Genomic DNA, 20,568 nt, shown 5'->3' with positions numbered 1-20,568 from the left:
ATTTTATATATTACAACAAAAAATAAAAAATAGGAAGAAAAGCTTCAAACTTCTTCCTATTTTAATAGATTTTTTTATTAACTATCTAGTTGATCTTTAGGTAATATTTTATTTAACAAAACTCCAATCAAAGCTGCAATAGCAAGACCAGATAAAGAAACTGTTTTCCAAATAATAATATTATCAATAGCAATTCCTAAAACAAATATAAGAGATGCAATTAAAAGGTTTCTAGAGTGAGAAAAATCAATTTCAGCATCTATAACAGTTCTAACTCCAACAGAAGCAATCATACCAAATAGTATAATGGATATTCCTCCCATAACTGGAGTTGGAATAGTTTGTAAAATAACTCCAAATTTTCCAATAAAGCTTAGAACAATTGCGTAACAAGCTGCAATTCTCAAAATAGCAGGATCATAAACTTTAGTAACAGCAAGAACACCGGTATTTTCTCCATAAGTTGTATTTGCAGGTCCACCTAAGAATCCAGCAGCAACAGTAGCAACTCCATCTCCTAATAATGTTCTTGAAATACCTGGATTTTTAAAGAAATCTTTACCAACAACAGCTCCATTCGTTGTAATATCTCCAATATGTTCGATAAAAACAACTAATGCAATTGGGGCAATTGCTAAAATAGCTGTTGCAGAAAATTTAGGTAAAGTTAGTAAATCGTTTAATGCATCACCAGAAAAACCAATCCAATTTGCAGCAGCGATAGGTCCAAAGTCTACTAACCCTAAGAAAATAGAAACTATATATCCAAGAATAACAGAGATTAAAATTGGAACTAATCTAAAAAATGACTTTTCTAAGATTGAAATAGTTATCATAGAAATTACAACTATAAGAGCAACAATAAGACTTTTTAAGTCAAAGTGTCCATTTGAATATCCTGCCATAGAAAGAGCTACTGGACTTAATCTTAATCCAATAACCATTATAATAGGTCCAACAACAACAGGTGGAAAGAACGATTTAATTTTCTCAACACCAAAAACTTTAATCATCCAAGACATAAAAATATAAACGAAACCAGCAGAGATAACACCACCTTTAATAGCAGCAATTCCCTCTTCTTTTAAAACAAGAGCTAAGGCTCCGATAAAAGCGAATGATGATCCTAAGAAAACAGGAACGATTCCTTTTGTACAAAGATGAAAAAGCAGTGTTCCTATACCTGCTGAAAGTAAAGCTACTGATGGATTTAAACCAGTTAAAAATGGAACTAAAACAGTAGCTCCAAACATAGCTAGTACGTGCTGAATTCCAAGTAAAAGTTTACTTTTTGTTGATAAATTAGTCATTATTAAAATCCTCCCTAAAATTTTATACCATCAAATAGCCTACATTATTTTAAGAGTATTGTCAATCTAAACTTAATGCACCAAGAAGTTTGCCAGAACTAAAAGAGATAGTAGCTATATCCTTAGTTATAATATTACTTAAACATGTGGAATCGCCTCTTTTTAATGTATGATTGTTAAGAGGATAAAGAAATCCTTCTAAAGTAAGATTTTCAACAGTATCTGAAAATGGAATGAAGGATATTCTTTTATCTAAATTGTTTTTTAAAACAAAGTTTGGTGTCACCAAAAATAATTTTTCATACTTATCTATAAAAATAATGTTATTATATTTGAAAATAAGATTTATATTTGTTAACGTATGATCAATTCTTCCACCAAAGCCGCCAATTATATAAATTTCATCATAATCTAAAGATTTGACATATGATATTAAAAGTTCTCCATCTGTAAAATCTTTGTCTTTATTAAATTTTTTTAGAATAACATTATTTTTTTTTAATGAATCTATATAAATTTGATCTAAAGAATCAAAGTCACCCCATACTTCTTTAGGAATATAATTTAGTTCAAGTGCCTTTTTAGCACCACCATCAGCACAAAAAAGGTGCTCAGTATTAATATTTAGATTATTATAAAAATCTTCACAATTAGGAAAATCTCCATTTAAAAAGATAAAAGCTTTAGTCATCATCGAATTCTGTATCTACAACAATAAAAATTGGTAGATGATCAGAAACCTCCTTTCTTGTTTTAATAAAATCTCCTCTAGTAATATCTAGTGCACCACTTTGACCTTTAAACTCTTGAGTATATTTTTTCGAAATAAAAATATTATCATAAGAGTTTGCAAAACCTTTAGTTCCAACAGTTGTTTTTATTGATGGATCTAAAGTATAGATAATATTATCATCGTGATTAAAAATCTCCTCAAAAGCTGAATCATTAGCAGGTAAATTAAAGTCTCCTCCGATTAAAATATCGTTCTCGTTAGGATTTAAATTTTGAAAATAATTATAAACATTAAGAAGTTGTTTTGCTTCAAATTGTCTTTGAGATATTTTTTTTCCATATATAGAATGTATTAAAACATAGGTGAAGTCAAAATTATTGATTTTAAATGTGGCTCCATATGGTTCACGAATAAAATCATCATTCTCATCAGGATAAAAACCTTCGCTTTTAATAAAATTGACCTTATTTTTTTTATATAAAAAAGCATAATACTCTTTGTATTCATCAGTACCGACAGGATAAGGAGAAATTTCATATCCCCACTTTGAATCGCTTATTTTTTCAACTTCAGATAAAAGTTTAAAGAGCCCTTTTTTATTCATAACTTCTACCAAACCAACGATGTCAAAAGGTTCGATGGATTTTGCTAAATGTTCATAGTCTTTGGTTCCTTTTCCTAGTCTAAGAGTATTAAAGCTACCAATGTAAGCTTTACTTTCAGGTTCTGTTGAAAAAGAAAAGGAAAAAATAGAGAGCAATAGAACAAAAATCAACTTAAAAAACATATAAATCACCTCAAAAAAAATACCCTAAAAAGGGTATTTTTAATAATTTTCAGGGAACATTATTTTTTCTACACCTTCAATTATAATATGTAGTATCATCATGTGTATCTCTTGAATTCTATCAGAAGTATTTCCAGGAATGATAAATTCATAATCACACATTCCCTTAAGTTTTCCTCCGTCTTTACCAAGAAGGACACAAGTTTTAAGTCCCATTTTTTTAGCTATTTCAACAGCTTTTATAACATTTGCAGAGTTTCCGCTTGTAGAGATACCGATAAACATATCTCCCTCTTTACCATAAGCTTCTACTCCTCTAGAAAAGATATAATCAAATCCATAATCATTTCCAACACAAGTTATATGTGATGAATCAGATAAAGATATAGCAGGTAAAGCTCTTCTATCTTTTCTAAATCTTCCAGTAAATTCTTCTGCAAAATGTAGAGCATCGCAATTACTACCACCATTTCCACAGATTAGAACTTTATTTCCTAGTTGGAATATATTAGCTAAATCTTTAGCTACTTTTTCTGTTTCTTTTTTCTCTGCTTCTTCTTTTATAAAATTTTCTAAAAGAGAAGCTGTTATTTTATACGAATCTAATAAATTCATATTAGCCTCCTAAATTACAAAAATTAAAGTTTAAAATTTTTAACAAAATTAATAAATTTAATAATATGTGCAAGATTTTTCTTATCTTTAGTTATAACAATCTGATAAGAGTCTGTAACCTCATCAATAGTTCTAATAACTTTAAATTCATCACTTTGAATCTCTTTATATACAGCATAATAAGGAAGGATAACGTTACCAATCCCCTCTTTAACCATTCCTTTAATAACACCTAAATTACCAAGTACAGGTATTTTTGTATTGAAACAAATATGATTTTTATCCTCTAAATGACTGATAGCCTTATCGTTATTGTAGATATTTTTTCTAGAGATTAATGGTTCTTTAGAAACTGTTTCTAATTTCTGTGTATTTTTTGTACCAACAAGAATATATGGAACAGAACCTACAGTAATAACTTCTAAGTTAGGATCAGTTATATGCTCTTCATCTATTAGAAGTATATCTAATTCACCTTCTTTTAGTAGTTTTAAAAGCCAAGCCTTAGTAGAAATAGTAATATCATATTCAATTTCATCATGTAAAGAGATAAAATCTTTCATTAAAAGAGGAAGTAAAGGTTCACCAATAACAGATGTAGCTCCAATAGATATTTTAGCTTTATCTAAATTGATAATTCTTTCCATCTCTTTTTCAGCTCTCTTAACTTTTTCAAAAATTTCTTCTGCCATTTTAAAAAGAGCTTCCCCAGTGTAAGTTAATTTTATTTTCTTAGAACTTCTATCAAAAAGTTTAGAATTCAAAATCTCCTCAAATTTTTTAACTTGTATCGAAACCGCTGATTGATTTATGTATAATTTATTAGCTGCTTTAGTAAAACTTTTTTCTTTAGCTACCTCATAAAATATTCTTAAATAATGTAAATCCAATTGTATCACTCCCAACTATTATTATTATGTATAGTTACCATTCTATTTTAGCATAATTTTAACATAATGAATACAATTTATTTAAAAAAAGTAGTAGGAAGTAAATTCCTACTACTTAAAAAGCTTTAAAGTGATACTATTATTGGAAATTTTTTAAGTTTTCCATTAGTTTATCATACTTATCTTGGAACTCTTCTTGGATTCTTTTTTCTCTATCTAAGATATGAGCTGGAGCTTTAGATGTAAATCTTTCATCAGAAAGTTTAGCATTAACTTTATCTAAATCTTTTTTAACTTTTTCAAGTTGCTCATTAATCTTTTTGATTTCTGTTTCAACGTCTAGAAGACCAGTTAAAATCATGAATACTTCAGAATTTCCATTTACTCTGAATCCACTTTGTTCAGGAGTAGCAAGATCAGTTCCTACAGTTAACTCTTCAATCTTAGCAAGTTTAGTTATAAATAACTCATTAGCTTTTAATGTTTCTAATTCTGTAGGATTAGAAGTTCTAATAACAACTTTTGCTTCTTTAGCTGGAGAGATTCCTCTTTCTGCTCTAATATTTCTTAATGATGAAATAAGACCTTGAATATATTCAAAAGCTTTTTCTTTGTCATCGCTTACAAGAGAATCATTACAAACTGGATAATCAGCAAGCATGATAGTTTCTCCATTTACTTTTATTTTTTGCCAAATCTCTTCAGTGATAAATGGCATAAATGGATGTAAAAGTTTTAATCCAGCTTCTAAAACTGTCCATAGAACATATTGAGCAGTTTGTCTAGATTTAACTCCTGATTCCTCTTTATTATATAATCTAACCTTAGCTAATTCAACATACCAGTCACAGAAGTCTCCTCTTAAGAACTCGTAGATTGATTTAGCAGCTTCATCCAATTGGAATTTTTCTAATTTATCAGCAACATCTTTAGAAGTTTTATTTAATTTAGAGAAAATCCATTCATCAACTAATTCAAGTTGAACATTTGATTTATCAAATGTTTTTATATCGAAATCTTCAAGGTTCATAAGAACAAATCTTGAAACGTTCCAGATTTTATTAGCAAAGTTTCTACCCATCTCTATTAATTTTTCAGAGAAATGAACATCTTGACCTTGAGAAGTATTGTAAATCATTGTAAATCTAATAGCATCAGCACCGTATTCTCCAATTAAATTTAATGGATCTGGCGAGTTACCTAATGATTTAGACATTTTTCTACCAACTTCATCTCTAACTATTCCATGTAGGTAAACATTTTCAAATGGGATATCATCCATAGTATACATACCAAACATTACCATTCTAGCAACCCAGAAGAATAGAATATCAGCACCAGTTACAAGTGTAGAAGTAGGATAGAATTTTTCTAATTCAACTGTTTTTTCCGGCCAACCTAAAGTTGAAAATGGCCATAAAGCAGATGAGAACCATGTATCTAGTACATCTGTTTCTTGAGTTAACTCAACATCTTTACCATAGTGAGCTTTAGCTTGAGCATAAGCATCTTCTTCTGTTTTAGCAACAAAAATATGCATATCAGGTCCATACCAAGCAGGTATTCTATGTCCCCACCAGATTTGTCTAGAGATACACCAATCTCTGATATTCTCTAGCCAGTTATAGTAAACTTTTTCCCATCTTTTAGGCATAAGTTTTACTTTTCCATTTCTAACAACTTCTAAGGCCTTTTCTGCTAGAGGCTCCATTTTAACAAACCATTGTTTAGAAACTCTTGGCTCAACAACCGTGTTACATCTGTAGCATCCACCAACGTTATGTGAATGTGTTTCAATTTTAACAAGGAATCCTTGCTCTTCTAAATCAGAAACAATTTTCTTTCTAGCATCAAATCTATCCATTCCAGCATATGTAGGATAATCGTTAACAACTTTTCCATCAGGAGTCATCATATTGATAATAGGTAGATTGAATTTTTGTCCTAAAGCAAAGTCATTAGGATCATGAGCAGGAGTTATTTTAAGTGCTCCAGTTCCAAATTCCATATCAACATATTCGTCAGCGATAACAGGAATTTCTCTTCCAACAAGAGGTAAAATTACATTTTTACCAACAAGATGAGAATATCTTTCATCGTTTGGATTAACCGCAATAGCTACGTCAGCAAGCATAGTTTCAGGTCTTGTAGTAGCTATAATTAAAAATTCTTCAGAATCTTTAACAGGATATTTAATATTCCATAGTGAACCAGCTTTTTCCTCATGATCAACTTCATCATCAGCTAATGCAGTACCACATCTAGGACACCAGTTAACCATATATTCACCTTGATATATTAATCCATCATTGAAAAGTTTGATGAAAATATCTTTAACAGATTCAGAAAGACCTTGATCCATTGTGAATCTTTCTCTTTTCCAATCTAAAGAAGCTCCTATTTTTCTAAGTTGAGTTGTAATAACACTACCATATTGTTCTTTCCACTCCCAAACTTGTTTAATAAATTCTTCTCTACCTAAATCTTCTTTAGTTAAACCTTCGTCGGCTAATTTTCTTTCAACTTTATTTTGAGTTGCAATACCAGCGTGGTCAGTTCCAGGCATCCAAAGAGTATTGTATCCGCTCATTCTTTTATATCTAACAAGTACATCTTGAATACTGTTATTAAGAATATGCCCCATATGTAATATACCAGTTACATTTGGAGGTGGAATAACTATAGAGTAGTTTGGCTTACTATCATCTAAAGTTGCAGCAAAAAAGTTTGATTCCTCCCAATATTTATACCATTTTCCCTCTATTTCATTAGGGGAATAAGTAGTTGCTAATTCGTTCATTTTAAATCCTCCTATTCAATTTCTCCCTCTAAACAACTTTCAATATAATTTAAAATTTGTTCTTTTCCATTATTGTTTAATGATGAGTGGAAGAAGACATCATCATTATGGAAATCAATTTTTGTTCTAATATCTTTTAAGGCTTTAAATTTTTCATTATTAGAAACTTTATCCATTTTTGTAAAAATTATTTTAAATGGAGTTCCATAATGATCTAACCAATTAAGCATTTCAAGATCTTCACCACTAGGGATTCTTCTTATATCTAGTAGAACAAAAACAAGTTTTTTTCTAGGACTAGCAAGGTATCTTTCCATAGTTAATCCCCATTCTTTTTTCATCTCTTTAGGAACTTTCGCAAAACCGTATCCAGGTAAATCAACAAAGAAAAATTCTTTGTTGATTAGAAAATAGTTAATTAGCTGAGTTCTTCCAGGAGTTTTACTAGTTTTAGCTAATTTATTTCTTCCTGTAATACTATTTATAAGAGATGATTTTCCAACATTAGATCTTCCTACAAAAGCAAATTCAATATGATTTAGCTCTTCAGGATAATCTTTTTCAAATACAGCTGATTTAGTAAAATCTGCTTGTTTTATATTCATTGTGTTACCTCTTTTCATTATTTTTCAAGAGCAAGTTTTTCAACATCTTCGTATGTTGAAGCAAAGTATATTTTTATATCCTTCATTACTTCCTCTGGAATTTCTTCAACATCAACTTTATTATCATCAGGTAAAATTATATTTTTAATTCCGGCTCTATGAGCTCCAATCACTTTTTCCTTAATTCCACCAACAGGTAAAACTTCACCAGTAATTGTAATTTCACCAGTCATAGCAAATGTTTGTTTTACTTTTCTTCCTGTTAAAACAGATAGAATAGTTGTAGTAATAGCAATACCAGCAGATGGTCCATCTTTTGGTGTAGCTCCCTCTGGAAAATGAAGATGTATATCTTTTTTCTCTAAAACAGTTGAATCAATTTGGAATTTATCAAGATTAGCTTTTAGGTATGTAAATGCAACCATTGCAGATTCCTTCATGACATTTCCAAGAGTACCAGTTAGAGAAAGATTTCCTTTACCTGGAATTTGAACTCCTTGAACTTCTAAAGTCATTCCACCAACAGATGTCCATGCTAAACCATTAACTACTCCAACTTTAGAAATTGCTTTTTTCATTTTTTCAGGTCTAAATTTAGGGTGTCCTAAATAAGATTCAAGATTTTTTACATTTATACTAACTGATTTAGCTTCTGTATCAATAACTTTTCTAGCTACTTTTCTGAATAGAGATGAAATTTCTCTTTTTAAGTTTCTAACACCAGCTTCCTTAGTGTACTCATCAATTATTTTCAATACAGCTTTATCAGTTATGCTTATTTTAATATCACTTAGACCATTTTCATTTTGAGCTTGTTTAATTAAGTAGTTATTAGCTATATGTAATTTCTCAAACTCTGTATATGATGAAAGATTAATGATTTCCATTCTATCTCTCAAAGGACCAGGAATACTTCTTAAATCATTAGCCGTAGCTACAAAGAAAACTTTAGATAAATCAAAAGGCATATCTAAGTAGTGATCTTCAAAGTGTTTGTTTTGCTCTGGGTCTAGAACCTCTAACATAGCTGAAGCAGGATCTCCTTTAAAATCACTAGACATTTTATCAATTTCATCGAGTAAAATAACAGGATTAACACTGCCAGCATTTTTAATAGCTTTAATAATTCTTCCAGGCATAGATCCAATATATGTTCTTCTATGACCTCTTATTTCAGCTTCATCTCTAACTCCACCAAGAGAAACTCTAACAAAGTTTCTACCAAGAGAATCAGCAACAGACTTAGCTAAAGATGTTTTTCCAACTCCAGGAGGTCCAGCTAAACAAAGGATAGTTCCCTTCATGTTTGGATTTAGTTTTTTAACAGCTAAATAATCTAAGATTCTATCTTTAACATCTTTTAATCCATAGTGATCTTTTTCTAAGACATCATGGGCAATCTTTAAATCTAAAGTTTCAGGAGTAATTATTCCCCATGGAAGCTCTAAAACTGATTCAATATAAGCTCTAGAAACAGTAGCCTCAGCAGAATATGGAGCCATTTTTCCAAGTTTTTTTAATTCAGATTCAAGTTTTTGTTTTGCATCTTCAGGTAGTGGAGAATTCTTAACTTTATCGTAAAGTTCATCTGTTTCTTCATCTCCACCAGTTTTTCCAAGTTCTTCTCTAAGAGTATTTATTTTTTCTCTTATGAAGTAACTTTTTTGACTTTCATTAATTTTTTCTTTAACCTTTTGATCTACTTTTTGTTCAATAGAAGCAATTTCAATCTCATCATTCAAAATTTCAAGTAATCTATACCCTCTAATATTGACATCTAAAATTTCTAAAAGTTCTATTTTTAAGTTTTCTTCAATATCTAAATTAAAAGCAATAGAATCGAAAATTTTTCCAGCTTTTCTAAAACTTTTTAATTGAACCATTAATTCAGCACTAACTTGATTAGTTAAAGTTGAGTATTCTTCAAATAAAGAGACAACTTTTCTTTTTAAAGCTGTCAGTTCAGGTGAGGCTTCTTCTGTTGCTGATATAATGCTATATTCAGCAAATAAAATTCCATCTTCTTCAATAACATCTTCAATAAGAACTCTTTTATCAACTTCAATAAGAACTTTTATACTTTTATTAGGTAAAGGAATTGATTGTACAATATTTGCTAAAACTCCTATTTTATGAACGCCCTCAGGAAGAACAGGATTTTCTTCAAGAGAGTTTTTTTGTAGACTAAGAACTAATTTATTTTTTGTTTTCATTGCAAAATTCATCGTTAATAAGCTTCTTTCTCTTCCAACATAAAGAGGAGAGGCTGTTCCTGGGAAAAGTACCATTTCCCTAGTAGGTAAAAAAGGTAATCTACTCATTAGTAATCACTCCTTAGTGTTCAATTTTAACTTTTGTTGAATCTTGAATTGAATCCGCATTAATTGTAACTTTTTTAATAGTTTTATCAGAAGGAATCTCAAACATTAGGTCTGTCATTATATTTTCAATAATAGATCTAAGACCTCTTGCACCGATTTTTCTATCTAAAGCTAAAGCGGCAATTTTTTTAAGGGCTTCATCTTCAAATTCAAGGCTAACATTTTCCATTTCAAAGAATTTTTGATATTGTTTCACAATTGAGTTTTTAGGTTCTGATAAAATTTTTATAAGGGCAGTTTCATCTAGAGGAGATAGTGTTGTAATAACTGGAAGTCTACCAACTAATTCAGGAATTATTCCTTGTTTAACTAAATCTTCAGGAAGAACTTTACCTAAAAGCTCTATTTCTTTTTCAGTTTCAATAGTATCTTGAGAAGCACCAAAACCAAGAACTTTTTTATTTGTTCTAGATTTTATAATCTTTTCCATTCCTTCAAATGCTCCACCAACTATAAATAAAATATTTGTAGTATCTATTTCTATAAGTTCTTGATTTGGGTGTTTTCTTCCACCTTGTGGTGGAACTTGAGATTTTGTTCCTTCAATAATTTTTAAAAGAGCTTGTTGAACTCCTTCTCCTGAAACATCTCTTGTGATAGAGACATTTTCAGATTTTCTTGCAATTTTATCTATTTCATCGATATAGATAATTCCTCTTTCAGCCGCTTCTACGTTATAATCAGCCGCTTGTAATAATCTAACTAAAACATTTTCAACATCATCTCCGACATATCCAGCCTCAGTAAGTGTTGTAGCATCAGCAATTGCAAAAGGGACATGAAGTGTTCTTGCAAGTGTTTGTGCCAAAAGAGTTTTACCTGAACCAGTAGGTCCAATAAGAAGTACATTTGATTTTTGTAGTTCAACGTCTTTACTTCCTTGATCTTTGTGCATTATTCTTTTATAGTGATTGTAAACAGATACGGCTAAAACTTTTTTACTTTCATCTTGACCAATAACATATTCATCAAGCTTTTCTTTAATCTCTTTTGGTGTAGGTAGCTTTATTCCTGTCAAAGAGTGATTTGAAGAGTTTTCAGAATGCTTTTCACCGTAGTAAATATCATTTTCATAACCAAGCATATCAAAACATGTTTCAATACACTCATCACAAATAAATGATCCGTCAATACCAGAGAAAAGTTTTGAAACTTCATCTTGTCCTCTTCCACAGAATGAGCAATGTTCTTTTTTGTTCATCTCTTCCCTCCTTATCTAACAAAGACATGATCTATTAGACCAAATTCTTTAGCTTCTTCAGCGCTCATAAAATTATCTCTTTCAGTTGCAGATATTATTTCATCAACTGATTTATTTGTATTTTTACTTAAAATTTTAGAAGTTAAATCCTTCATTCTTAAAATCTCTTTAGCTTGAATTTCAATATCCGTAGCTTGACCTTTAGCTCCACCAAGTGGTTGATGAATCATGATTCTAGAGTTTTCAAGAGAATATCTTTTTCCTTTAGCCCCAGCAGAAAGCAATAGAGCACCCATACTTGCAGCCTGTCCAATACAAACTGTTTGTACATCAGGTTTAATGTAATTCATAGTGTCATAGATTGCCATACCAGAAGTGATAACACCTCCAGGACTATTTATATACATAATTATATCTTTATTGGGATCTTCAGCTTCTAAAAATAGGAGTTGAGCAACAATTGCATTAGCTATTTGATCATCAATCTCACTACCTAAGAATATGATTCTATCCTTAAGAAGTCTTGAGTAGATGTCATAGGCTCTTTCACCTTTTCCTGTGTTTTCAATAACTGTTGGACTGTACATTTTTTTCCCTCCTTTAAAAACTATCATTAAAAATTTAAAGTTAAATACTTAAAAAAATTAGGTATTTAACACTAATTTTTTATTAAAGCAGTATTGAGTAGAGATAAAACTCTACTCAATACATATTTTTTTATTATTTTGCGTTATTAACAATAACTTCAACAGCTTTTTGAGCTAAGCTCTCTGTTTTTAAGCTATGATTGAACTCATCAAGGTTAGAATTTTTATTTAATTCAGCCTCTAATTGCTCTTTAGTCATACCATACATTTTAGCGATTTCTTCAACTTTAGCGTTTAACTCTTCAGCAGTAACCTCTAAGTTTTCAGCTTTAGCAATAGCTTCTAAAACTAAATCAACCTGAACTTTGTTATGAGCCATAGGAGCTATTTGATTGAAAGCTTGCTCTTTAGTCATACCAGTCATTTTTAAGTATTGATCAAGATCCATTCCTTGCATAGCTAATTGTTGGTTCATTTCAGCCATTCTATTTTCAACTTCTCTAACTACCATAGATTTAGGTACATCAACTTTAGAATCAGCAACAACTTTTTGGATTAATTTTCCAACGAAGTTATTTTGGATTCTAGCTTCTTCTCTAGCTGTAATTTCAGCAGTTTTCTTAGCTTTTAAATCTTCAACAGACTCAAATCCAGCTTCTTTTGCAAATTCGTCATTTAACTCTGGCTTAGCTAAAGTTTTAATAGAATTTATTTTTACCTTAAATGTAGCAGGTTTTCCAGCTAAAGCTTCAGCATGGTACTCAGCAGGGAAAGTTACATTGATTTCTCCTTCTTGTCCTACTGTATATCCAACTAATTGATCTTCAAATGTATCAATAAACATTTTTGATCCTAACTTTAATTGGTGAGAATCAGCTTTTCCACCTTCAAATGGAACACCGTCGATAAATCCTTCAAAAGCAAGATCTACAGTATTTCCCATTTCAGCTTTGTGTCCCTCTGCAGCATCTTCTAATTTAGATTTAGCATTTAACATGTTTTCAATTTCTTTATCTAAAAGATCATCAGTCATTTGGAAAGTCTCTTTTTCAACCTCTAAACCTTTGTATTCTCCTAAAGTAATTTCAGGATAAACATCAACTTTAAATGTTATTTCAAGAGAATCTTTCATATTAGCAACAAGATCGTAAATGAAACTTACTGGAGCGATTTTTTCTTCAGCAACGATTTTTTCAAAGTTTGCTTTAAGAACAGAATCAACAACCTCTTCTTTTATTGCATCAGCAAAAGCAGCTTCAACTTTGTTTAATGGTGCGTGTCCTTTTCTAAATCCAGGAACCTCTACTTTAGTAGCTAAAGTTTTAATAACCTCTGATTTAATTGGTGATAACTCTTCAGCTGTTAAAGTTAATGTAATCTCAACTGCTGAGTGTTCAATTTTTTTTAATTCGTGTTTCATCATTTCCTCCTTAAAGTATTTATGTATTAATATCTCAAATCTTATGAGATTTAAGATCTTTTAAACGAAATTGATAAAATTCTTCCCCTTTATTAATAATTTTTTCAGGATAGTATATTATATCATAAAGCATATCCTTATTATTTTTGTGTAACTTTGAACTTAAATCAAAAGCTACAAGAGGATAAGATTTTCCATTTTTTAATAAAAATCCATTAAAATGTCTATTTTCAATGCCAAAAAATTTTGTATCTATAATTTTAACTCCTCTATCAAGAAAATAGGGATGTTTGTTTTCAAGGCCAAAAGGACCTAATTTTTTAATATCATTAATATGATTTTTATTTATTTTGTCGACAGGTAATTCCAGATCGATTTCTAAAAATTTAGGCTGATTTATGTTATGCTCATGAACTCTAATTTCTCTTTGAAATAGAAGTTCTATTTCAGGAAGATTTTTTTCATCAGCTATAAATCCAGCAGCCAAATCATGGCCACCAAAACGTATTAATTTATTTTCAATAAGCTTTAAAATATTGAAAATATTTACACCAGGAATACTTCTACATGAAGCTTTAGCAATACCATCTTTTAAAGAGATCATAGCAACAGGTAAATTATATTTTACACTTAATCTAGAAGCAACCACACCAATTACTCCAGGATGCCATCGCTCAGATGCAACAAAAATATATTTTAAATCACTAGGATTATCTTTTTGTTGAATCATTTTATTTGCTTCATCAAATATCATTCTTTCAAGTTCTCTTCTTTGCTTATTGGCTTTTTTCATCTCTTCAATAATATTGTAAATTTCAAAATCATCTGTTTTCATAAAAAAATCAGCACCTAATTTAGAATTTCCAAGTCTTCCTAAAGAATTTATTAAAGGAGAAACAAAATAACTGATATCTGTTGTACTAATATCTTTATTATAAAGTTTTAAATACTTCATTAAATAAACTAAACCCTTAATTTTAGTGTTCTTAAGAGTTTCTAAACCTTTACTTATAATAATTCGATTTTCGTCAAACATAGGAACAACATCAGCAACTGTTCCAATCATAATAACGTCCATGAACTGATATAATTTAGAGAAATCTTCATTTAAGTAAGAGTAAACACCTTGAGCAACTTTTAAAGCTACTCCAGCCCCGGCTAAGAATTTAAATTTATAATTATCACTAAGTTTAGGATTAATGAAGAGGATATTATCCTCTTCTTCATCTTTTACACTTTTATGATGATCAGTAACAATTACTTCAATTCCAAGGGTATGAGCATACTCAACATCCTCATAGGAATTAATTCCTGTATCTACAGTAATTACTAGTTTTCCAGAATTTTTATGAATATAGTCGATAGTCTTTTTATCAAGACCATATCCTTCATCCATTCTATTAGGAATATAGTAATCAATATCAATTCCAATCTCTCTAAAAGCTAATACAAGGAAGATGGCTGCGGTTATTCCATCGACATCATAGTCCCCGTAAACAAATAATTTTTCTTTATTATTTTTAGCTGAAACTATTTTTTCTACAACGCTATCCATCATTTCGAAATCAAAAGGATTTCTAAATTTATTTATAGATGGATTAAGAAAATTATCTACTTCATCTTTTTCTAAAAAACCTTTTTTTAAAAGTAAAGTAGCTAAAAATTTAGAAACATTCCATTGACTAGCCTTAGTTTCAATAAGATTTTCAGATACTGCTTTATATTCCCAGTGCATAAAATTATCCTTTTAAGCTATCAAGTAACTGGGAGATTTTAATAGCGTGTTCTATAGTATCATCCAGTTTAATTCTCATTTCAGGAGTATATCTTAAGGCTAGTTCTTCAGATACTCTTTTTCTAAGAAAACCTTTAATTTCATTTAATCCTTCTAAAACTTCATTTTTATTAACAGTTTGTCCAGCTATTGGCATAATGCTAAAGAATAAATCAGCAAATTTTAAATCTTCAGTAACTCTAACACTAGTAATAGAAACCATAGCTTTTTTTAATTTTGGATTTTTAACCTCTTCGAAAAGACATTTAGAAACAACTCTAGAAACCTCTTTTTCTATTGCAGCTAATCTTTTTTTATTCATAATAAATCACCCACTTTTACTTTAAAGTTCTTTTAACTTCAATAATATCAAATGCCTCAACAATATCTCCTTCTTTGATATCGTTAAAGTTCTCTATTCCTAAACCACACTCTTGACCAGCAACAACTTCTTTAGCATCGTCTTTATATCTCTTAAGTGTATTTAATTTTCCTTCATAAACAATAACACCATTTCTTAATATTCTGATGTTTGAATCTTTTCTAACTTTACCATCAACAACAACACATCCAGCAACATTTCCAACTTTAGAAACTTTAAACACTTTTTTAATTTCAATTCTTCCAGAGTACATCTCTTTAAACTCAGGATCAAGCATACCTGTTAGAGCTTTTTCGATATCTTCTGTGATATGATAAATGATATTAGAAGTTCTAATTTCAACACCGTTAGAATCTGCTTCTTTTAAAGCGTTTGTAGTTGGTCTAACATTAAATCCAATTATAATTGCATTTGATGCTTCAGCAAGTTTAACGTCACTCTCTGTGATAGCTCCAGATGCAGCTTGAATAATGTTAACTAAAACTTCCTCATGAGAAAGCTTTAATAATGAATCTCTTAAAGCTTCAACTGATCCTCTAGAATCTGCTCTTAAAATTAAGTTTAATTCTTTTATGTTAGCGTTATCCATTTGTTGAGATAGAGTTTCAAGAGAGATAGATTTTCTACTAACCTCAGCAATTTTTCTTTCTTTTGCCATTTCTTCAACAATTCTCTTAGCATGTTGCTCATTTTGGATAACATAGAATGTATCTCCAGCAGATGGAACATCGTTAAATCCAATAATTTCAATTGGTTGAGAAACTGTAGCAGATTGAACTTTAGTTCCTAGATCATTAACAAGAGCTCTAACTTTACCCATAGATTCTCCAGCAACGATAACCTCTCCAATTTTTAAAGTTCCCTCTTGAATTAAAACGTCAGCAATAGGTCCAACTTTAGGATCTAGTCTAGATTCTAAAACAATACCTTTAGCTCTTTTCTTAGGGTTAGCTTTTAATTCTAAAATCTCAGAAGTAATTAAGATTGTATCTAAAAGAGTATCTAAATTCATTCTAGCTTTAGCAGATACTTCAACAAACTCAGTATCTCCTCCCCATTCAACTGAAACTAATCCATGCTCCATTAATTCTTGCTTTACTCTCATAGGATTAGCTTCTGGTTTATCAATTTTATTAATAGCAACAATAATTGGTACATGAGCAGCTTTAGCATGAGATAAAGCTTCTATTGTTTGAGGCATAACACCATCATCAGCAGCAACAACAAGAATTGCGATGTCAGTAACTTGAGCACCTCTAGCTCTCATATCAGTAAACGCCTCGTGTCCTGGAGTATCAACAAAAGTTATTTTTTTGCCAGCTTTATCAATTTGGTAAGCTCCAATTTTTTGTGTAATTCCACCAGCTTCTCCAGAAGCAACAGATGTTGTTCTAATAGCATCTAGTAAAGATGTTTTTCCATGGTCAACGTGTCCCATGATTGTAATAACTGGAGCTCTCTCAACAAGCTCATCTGGTCTATCTGTGATTTCAAGAGCAAATTTATCTCCGAAATCTAATTCAATTTCTTCCTCTTCCTCAACTAAAGCATCATAATCAACAGCTAATTCTTCAGCTAACTCAAAAGAAATTGGACTATTGATAGTTAACATTTGACCTTTTAAGAATAATTTTTTTATAAGTTCAGAACTTCCAATTCCAAGTCTATCAGCAAAATCACCTAAAGTAATTTCTCCTCTGATTTTGATAATCTTCATTCCATCTTCTTCAATAATTTCAGGACCTTGTTCAGCTTTCTTTACAACGAAATCTGCTCTTCTTCCTTTTTTTCTTTTCTTTGATTTTCCCTCATCTTTAGAGTTCTCATCAGTAGTTTTATTTTTATTTTTATTTTTGTTTTTCTTTGCAGGCTGATTCTCCTCTACAAAATCGTCTACATTATTAAATTCCATGTTTTTTTTCATTGTTTCCTCCTCTATATAAACATTGTTAGAAACAACATCATCATTTTTTTTAGCAAAATAATCTGTGGCAATTTTAGCTTGCTCATCAGTCAATCCAGCTAGATGTGAGTGTACATCAATTCCAATATTGTTTAAAATATCCAAAAACTCTTTGTTTCCAAAACCATATTTCCTAGCTAATTCGTGTACTCTTATTTTCATAAAATCTAGACACCTCCAAATAGCCTAATCTATCAATCCCCTTGCAACTTTTTTATTTTTTATAGCAATCACGTTGATTTCATCTTTATTAAATATATCACCAAGTTGTGCTTTATCCCCAAAGTGTGCATAAGGAATATTAAATTCCTTAGCTTTTGCAATTATTTTTTTATCATTTTTTTCACTAATATCCTCAGCGATTATTAGGAAATGGATATGTTGAATATCTTCCATAACCATATTGATACCGAAAGTTAGATGTTCAGAGTTTTTCATTGCCTTTAAAATATTTAAGTAATCTTTAGATTGTTTCTTAAGAAGATTCACCATAGTAAGTAAATCTTCTATTTTTAGGCTATATTTTTTATTTTTTGAAATTCTTTTAATACATTCATGAGTTTTACAAACATAGATTGCTCTAGCTTGAAGTTTTTGCTTTTCATCAAATGAATAGTTGCTTTCACTAATTTTTGCGATTCTAAAAAGTTCGCTTTTATTCTTTTTTTCTCTACAAACTACACAAGTTCTCTCAGGTGTATGATTAAGCATTTTCTTCCTCGTCTAGAACAACAGTATTATTTTCTGTCTCAGCTTTGAAAGAATCAACAGTTTTAATATCTACTCTCATACCAGTTAACTTAGCAGCAAGTCTTGCATTTTGTCCATTTTTACCGATAGCTAAAGAAAGTTGAGAATTTTCAACTAAAACTCTAGCAGTACTTCCTTCTTCAAGAACTTCAACACTGATAACTTTAGCAGGACTAAGAACAGCTGATACAAACTCTTCAACATCTTCTTTCCAAACAACGATATCAATTTTTTCACCATTTAATTCATTAACAATATTTCTAATTCTTAATCCTTTTTGTCCGATACATGCTCCAACAGTGTCGATGTTTTCATCAGCTGAGTAAACTGCAACTTTAGCTCTAGATCCAGCTTCTCTAGCAACTGATTTAATTTCAATAACACCATCAGCAATTTCTGGAATTTCTAATTCAAATAACTTCTTAAGTAATCCTTCATTTTTTCTAGAAATCACTATTTTAGGGAATTTGTTTGTTTTTTCTACTTCAGCAACGTAAACTTTTATTCTTTCTCCAACTCTATAAACATCAGCTGGAGATTGCTCAGCAGTAGTTAAAATAGCTTCACATCCATCAAACTCAATGAATATATTTCTTTTTTCATCAATTCTTCTGATAATACCTGTGATAATGTCATGCTCTTTAACTTTGAATTTATCGAAGATATTTTGTCTTTCAGCTTCTCTAACTTTTTGGATAACAATTTGTTTACCGTTTTGTATAGCGTTTCTTCTGAACTCTTCACAGTTAACCTCAAGTTTAACAACATCTCCAACTTTAACTCTTTTGTGACCAGCTTCAACAGCATCTTCAACAGAAACTTCAAGAGCAGCATCATATAAATCTTCAGCAGTAACAACAGTTTTTATTTCAAAAACCTTAACCTCTCCTGTTGATCTATTGATTTCTACCTCAACATTCTCTTCTTCACCATAATGCTTCTTATAAGCTGCTAACATAGCTTGTTCTACTGCTTCAAGAAGACTTTCCTTGTTTATTCCTTTTTCTTTTTCAAGCTGCTCAAGAGCTTCTAAAAAGATTTTTCCATCTTTACTTTTCATAATGGGTTTTCCTCCTAACTATAACTAAATAAATAATTAAATATCACTAAAATCAAAGACAATATTTGCTTTTTTAATCTCTTTAAAAGGTATTTCAAGAATTTCACCTTTTATATTCAAGAAAAGTGTCTCATCTTTAAAATCTTCAATAATACCTTCAAAATTTTTGTTATCATTAAGCTTGTGCTTTAAACTAACCTTAATTTTTTCTCCGTTGAATCTAACAAAATCAGTTTCTTTTTTTAAAGGTCTTTCAACTCCAGGAGAAGATACCTCTAAAAAGAATTTGTGAGGAATTAAAGCATCAATAGCTTCGTCAATTTCGTTGCTAAGAGAACCACAATCCTCAAGAGTAATATCACCTTCAGGTTTCTCTATAAAAATACGTACATATAAATATCCACCTTCTTGAAGATATTCTAAGTCAACTAAATCGACTTCTCTTTTTTCAATAGCTGGAATAACAACTTTCTCTATTTTTAAAAGAGTTTCTTCCATCTCTCTTTTATCAAGTTTTATCATAAAATTTCACCTCTTTCCAAATAAAAACTATAAAGAAAGAGTGGGATTTCCCCACTCTTGTCAGCTCTAGTATAAATTATCCAACTAGAGTATAGCATAAATATAAAAAAAAATCAATGAAATCATATGATTCTATATAGATAGATATATTAATGTAGGAAAAAAATAAAATAGGCAGTTTGAAAGTGAATAGTTATAATATATTTTATAAATAGTTGAAAAATCAACGATATAAATTTATTATTTCTGTTGTGTTTTTTTAAAACGTAGTGTATAAAATATATTATAAAAGTTTGTTTTTTATAGGAAAAAAAATAGTGAGGTGTTATTTTCAATGAAAAATGGAAAGAAAGTAGTAATTGGTGTAATTGGTTCTGACTGTCATGCAGTAGGAAATAAAATTATACACCATGTATTAGAGAGCAACGGATTTGAAGTAATCAATATAGGAGTTTTATCTCCACAAATTGATTTCATTAATGCTGCAGTAGAAACAAAGGCTGATGCAATAATCGTATCATCTTTATATGGACATGGGGAATTAGACTGTCAAGGAATGAGAGAGAAGTGTGAAGAAGCTGGATTAAAAGATATCTTACTTTATGTTGGAGGAAACATTGTTGTTGGAAAACAAGAGTGGTCAGATGTAGAATCTAGATTTAAAGCTATGGGATTCAATAGAGTTTACAGACCAGGAACTCCAATTGAACTAACAACAGAAGATTTAAAATCAGATTTAGGAATTTAATTATCTAAATCTAATAAACTTAAAGAAAAGAGATGATTTC

18 protein-coding genes are annotated in these 20,568 nt (G+C 30.1%); 1 reads left to right on the top strand and 17 read right to left on the bottom strand.

What is annotated here, in order from left to right; all coding sequences use genetic code 11:
- Positions 1 to 77: 77 nt before the first annotated feature.
- The 17 genes from MKD34_RS06550 to MKD34_RS06470 form a co-directional block, all read right to left on the bottom strand.
- Positions 78 to 1,310 (bottom strand): uracil-xanthine permease family protein, encoded by a 1,233-nt coding sequence (locus tag MKD34_RS06550; protein ID WP_240218793.1) that lies wholly within the window; start codon positions 1,308 to 1,310, stop codon positions 78 to 80.
- 61 nt (positions 1,311 to 1,371) lie between these two features.
- Positions 1,372 to 2,001 (bottom strand): thiamine diphosphokinase, encoded by a 630-nt coding sequence (locus MKD34_RS06545; RefSeq protein ID WP_240218792.1) that lies wholly within the window; start codon positions 1,999 to 2,001, stop codon positions 1,372 to 1,374.
- Entirely contained in the window at positions 1,994 to 2,830 is an 837-nt protein-coding gene (locus MKD34_RS06540; protein ID WP_240218791.1) for an endonuclease/exonuclease/phosphatase family protein, read from the bottom strand. Before MKD34_RS06540 ends, MKD34_RS06545 begins: the two co-directional genes overlap by 8 nt.
- A gap of 39 nt (positions 2,831 to 2,869) precedes the next feature.
- Entirely contained in the window at positions 2,870 to 3,445 is a 576-nt protein-coding gene (gene gmhA / locus MKD34_RS06535) for a D-sedoheptulose 7-phosphate isomerase (RefSeq protein ID WP_240218790.1), read from the bottom strand.
- A 23-nt stretch (positions 3,446 to 3,468) separates the two neighbouring features.
- Positions 3,469 to 4,335, bottom strand: coding sequence for a LysR family transcriptional regulator (locus MKD34_RS06530; protein WP_040406562.1), 867 nt, complete (start codon positions 4,333 to 4,335; stop codon positions 3,469 to 3,471).
- Positions 4,336 to 4,474: 139 nt separating this feature from the next.
- Complete coding sequence (locus MKD34_RS06525) at positions 4,475 to 7,135, bottom strand: valine--tRNA ligase (RefSeq protein ID WP_240218789.1); 2,661 nt, start codon at positions 7,133 to 7,135, stop codon at positions 4,475 to 4,477.
- A gap of 11 nt (positions 7,136 to 7,146) precedes the next feature.
- A complete protein-coding gene (yihA, locus tag MKD34_RS06520) occupies positions 7,147 to 7,740 on the bottom strand; it encodes a ribosome biogenesis GTP-binding protein YihA/YsxC (RefSeq protein ID WP_040406560.1) in 594 nt (197 codons plus the stop codon).
- 17 nt (positions 7,741 to 7,757) lie between these two features.
- On the bottom strand, positions 7,758 to 10,061 hold the full coding sequence (lon, locus tag MKD34_RS06515; RefSeq protein ID WP_240218788.1) for an endopeptidase La: 2,304 nt from the start codon (positions 10,059 to 10,061) through the stop codon (positions 7,758 to 7,760).
- Positions 10,062 to 10,074: 13 nt separating this feature from the next.
- Positions 10,075 to 11,322 carry an ATP-dependent Clp protease ATP-binding subunit ClpX gene (gene clpX, locus MKD34_RS06510; RefSeq protein ID WP_240218787.1) on the bottom strand — a complete coding sequence of 416 codons (1,248 nt, stop codon included), beginning with the start codon at positions 11,320 to 11,322 and terminating at the stop codon, positions 10,075 to 10,077.
- 11 nt (positions 11,323 to 11,333) lie between these two features.
- Entirely contained in the window at positions 11,334 to 11,909 is a 576-nt protein-coding gene (gene clpP, locus MKD34_RS06505; protein WP_023050128.1) for an ATP-dependent Clp endopeptidase proteolytic subunit ClpP, read from the bottom strand.
- Between the two features lie 133 nt (positions 11,910 to 12,042).
- Positions 12,043 to 13,329, bottom strand: coding sequence for a trigger factor (gene tig / locus MKD34_RS06500; RefSeq protein WP_240218786.1), 1,287 nt, complete (start codon positions 13,327 to 13,329; stop codon positions 12,043 to 12,045).
- 34 nt (positions 13,330 to 13,363) lie between these two features.
- On the bottom strand, positions 13,364 to 15,064 hold the full coding sequence (gene recJ / locus MKD34_RS06495; protein WP_240218785.1) for a single-stranded-DNA-specific exonuclease RecJ: 1,701 nt from the start codon (positions 15,062 to 15,064) through the stop codon (positions 13,364 to 13,366).
- A gap of 4 nt (positions 15,065 to 15,068) precedes the next feature.
- Positions 15,069 to 15,425 carry a 30S ribosome-binding factor RbfA gene (gene rbfA, locus MKD34_RS06490; RefSeq protein WP_023050125.1) on the bottom strand — a complete coding sequence of 119 codons (357 nt, stop codon included), beginning with the start codon at positions 15,423 to 15,425 and terminating at the stop codon, positions 15,069 to 15,071.
- Positions 15,426 to 15,441: 16 nt separating this feature from the next.
- On the bottom strand, positions 15,442 to 17,610 hold the full coding sequence (gene infB, locus MKD34_RS06485; RefSeq protein WP_240218784.1) for a translation initiation factor IF-2: 2,169 nt from the start codon (positions 17,608 to 17,610) through the stop codon (positions 15,442 to 15,444).
- A 24-nt stretch (positions 17,611 to 17,634) separates the two neighbouring features.
- The gene (locus MKD34_RS06480) at positions 17,635 to 18,159 is read right to left on the bottom strand and encodes a DUF448 domain-containing protein (RefSeq protein WP_040406557.1); all 525 of its coding nucleotides are present in this window, start codon (positions 18,157 to 18,159) and stop codon (positions 17,635 to 17,637) included.
- A complete protein-coding gene (nusA, locus tag MKD34_RS06475; RefSeq protein ID WP_240218783.1) occupies positions 18,152 to 19,258 on the bottom strand; it encodes a transcription termination factor NusA in 1,107 nt (368 codons plus the stop codon). The genes MKD34_RS06480 and nusA overlap by 8 nt, the downstream gene beginning before the upstream one ends.
- 36 nt (positions 19,259 to 19,294) lie before the next feature.
- Positions 19,295 to 19,756, bottom strand: a complete 462-nt coding sequence (locus MKD34_RS06470) for a ribosome maturation factor RimP (RefSeq protein ID WP_240220085.1) — start codon at positions 19,754 to 19,756, stop codon at positions 19,295 to 19,297.
- A 358-nt stretch (positions 19,757 to 20,114) separates the two neighbouring features.
- On the opposite strand from MKD34_RS06470, the gene glmS reads away from it, so the two are divergent.
- A complete protein-coding gene (gene glmS / locus MKD34_RS06465) occupies positions 20,115 to 20,528 on the top strand; it encodes a methylaspartate mutase subunit S (protein ID WP_240218782.1) in 414 nt (137 codons plus the stop codon).
- Positions 20,529 to 20,568: the final 40 nt, after the last annotated feature.

Origin of the sequence: Cetobacterium somerae, assembly GCF_022430525.1 — a bacterium.
GTDB lineage: Bacteria > Fusobacteriota > Fusobacteriia > Fusobacteriales > Fusobacteriaceae > Cetobacterium_A.
This window is presented reverse-complemented; position numbering and strand designations above follow the sequence as displayed.

Coding starts and splice junctions, on each gene's coding strand:
- MKD34_RS06545 (WP_240218792.1), bottom strand. CDS start 2,001: ATGACTAAAGCTTTTATCTTTTTAAATGGAGATTTTCCTAATTGTGAA.
- lon (WP_240218788.1), bottom strand. CDS start 10,061: ATGAGTAGATTACCTTTTTTACCTACTAGGGAAATGGTACTTTTCCCA.
- tig (WP_240218786.1), bottom strand. CDS start 13,329: ATGAAACACGAATTAAAAAAAATTGAACACTCAGCAGTTGAGATTACA.
- MKD34_RS06480 (WP_040406557.1), bottom strand. CDS start 18,159: ATGCTTAATCATACACCTGAGAGAACTTGTGTAGTTTGTAGAGAAAAA.
- recJ (WP_240218785.1), bottom strand. CDS start 15,064: ATGCACTGGGAATATAAAGCAGTATCTGAAAATCTTATTGAAACTAAG.
- clpX (WP_240218787.1), bottom strand. CDS start 11,322: ATGAACAAAAAAGAACATTGCTCATTCTGTGGAAGAGGACAAGATGAA.
- infB (WP_240218784.1), bottom strand. CDS start 17,610: ATGAAAATAAGAGTACACGAATTAGCTAGGAAATATGGTTTTGGAAAC.
- gmhA (WP_240218790.1), bottom strand. CDS start 3,445: ATGAATTTATTAGATTCGTATAAAATAACAGCTTCTCTTTTAGAAAAT.
- nusA (WP_240218783.1), bottom strand. CDS start 19,258: ATGAAAAGTAAAGATGGAAAAATCTTTTTAGAAGCTCTTGAGCAGCTT.
- MKD34_RS06550 (WP_240218793.1), bottom strand. CDS start 1,310: ATGACTAATTTATCAACAAAAAGTAAACTTTTACTTGGAATTCAGCAC.
- rbfA (WP_023050125.1), bottom strand. CDS start 15,425: ATGAATAAAAAAAGATTAGCTGCAATAGAAAAAGAGGTTTCTAGAGTT.
- MKD34_RS06525 (WP_240218789.1), bottom strand. CDS start 7,135: ATGAACGAATTAGCAACTACTTATTCCCCTAATGAAATAGAGGGAAAA.
- MKD34_RS06540 (WP_240218791.1), bottom strand. CDS start 2,830: ATGTTTTTTAAGTTGATTTTTGTTCTATTGCTCTCTATTTTTTCCTTT.
- MKD34_RS06470 (WP_240220085.1), bottom strand. CDS start 19,756: ATGGAAGAAACTCTTTTAAAAATAGAGAAAGTTGTTATTCCAGCTATT.
- clpP (WP_023050128.1), bottom strand. CDS start 11,909: ATGTACAGTCCAACAGTTATTGAAAACACAGGAAAAGGTGAAAGAGCC.
- yihA (WP_040406560.1), bottom strand. CDS start 7,740: ATGAATATAAAACAAGCAGATTTTACTAAATCAGCTGTATTTGAAAAA.
- glmS (WP_240218782.1), top strand. CDS start 20,115: ATGAAAAATGGAAAGAAAGTAGTAATTGGTGTAATTGGTTCTGACTGT.